This is a genomic window from Thermoclostridium caenicola (genome assembly GCF_900142095.1).
Classification (GTDB): domain Bacteria; phylum Bacillota; class Clostridia; order DSM-8532; family DSM-8532; genus Thermoclostridium_A; species Thermoclostridium_A caenicola.
Genome location: NZ_FQZP01000119.1, coordinates 1 through 1,353 on the forward strand (window position 1 = coordinate 1; position 1,353 = coordinate 1,353).

Genomic DNA, 1,353 nt, shown 5'->3' on the forward strand with positions numbered 1-1,353 from the left:
GGCTCTGTTAACTTAGTATGAAAGAAATGAGGCCTGAAAGGCTTCTGGTAAGTTTAAAAAAAGAAAAAACCTACAAATGGAAACGACTAAGTGTAAAATAGCACGAAAAAAAGAGACGTGCAAGCCTTGAAAAAATAATTAGAGCAGCACAAATAGTCCTGATATAGTACAGGACGGAATGAACATTGAAATCTGAATATTACTCAAGCTACCAAAAGCCAGAATAGCCGTTCTTTTTCCGAGTAGTTGACTCCAGCGACTTGAGCTGGCGTGAGACCATTGAGACTGGAATGAGGTCGGATGAAGTTGTAGAAGAAGATGTAAGTAGCAATAAGTCTATTGGCGGATTCAAATGAATTAAAACCTCTTTTAGGCTTGTACCAAGCTTTAAATTGCCCATTAAAAGCCTCAAGAACATTGTTATTGATTAAGGCATCAAAGTTTTCAACACGTATATGTTCTGCTTGTGGAAAGAACAAAGAGGCAGGCTGCTGATAGGCAAAATATCTGTCGGAAATGACAGCATGACAGGGTTGTCCAAACTTTCTTCTGCAATTAGCTAAAAGGGTATGAGCAGAATTTGAGTCACGATTGGGAGAAAGATGGAAATCAAGAACCATTCTTGTTTCTGCATCAAAGGCTAGCCAGAGGTAATAATCTTTGCCAGCAATTTTGATATATGTTTCATCGAAATGCCATTCATCGGAATCGCAAAGATTAATCCCCAAAAGCCTGTCATCAGCAATTTTCTTAAATACCGGAGCAAAGCGCTTAATCCATTTAGAAACAGTTACATGAGAAACCTTGATCTGGTGAACCAAGTACAAAGTTTGAGCGACTTTCCGGGTTGTTGAATTTCCACAGAAGTAGTAAGTCAGTGCATGAAGGACAATATGTAGGGGATGTCGCATACCTTTAAGAGAAAATGATTCAGGCTTTAATTCAGAAGAAGGTGGATCAACATTAATGAGTTTGGGAACTCGAAAAGAATGGTTGCAATTTTTATCACAACAACGGAAGTTTGAGTAATAAGTATAGTCATGGTGAAGGAAGGTTGCTTTACCACAAACGGGACAATCGGGATATTTTCTTTGATTTCTCGTCCGAGAATTGGAAGGTGGATTATCAGGAGCAAACTGGCGTTTACATCGTTTACACTGATATTTTTGAAATCCTTCCTTGTCCTTACCAAAACGGTAAAGATATTTCGAAAAACACCTTGGACATACTACGCTAGATGGTATAATAATCATGAGACTTGAACGCTCCTTTCTGGGAGGTAATGTGTTTTTGGCGATTCCATTATACCAGAGGCGTTTCAGGTCTCATTTTTATTATTAAGTTAACAGACCA

General features: G+C 38.4%; 1 protein-coding gene. It reads right to left on the reverse strand.

The window, feature by feature from the left end; translation table 11 throughout:
* Positions 1–203: 203 nt before the first annotated feature.
* The gene (locus F3H12_RS13145) at positions 204–1,253 is read right to left on the reverse strand and encodes an IS6 family transposase (RefSeq protein WP_149679761.1); all 1,050 of its coding nucleotides are present in this window, start codon (positions 1,251–1,253) and stop codon (positions 204–206) included.
* Positions 1,254–1,353 lie beyond the last annotated feature (100 nt).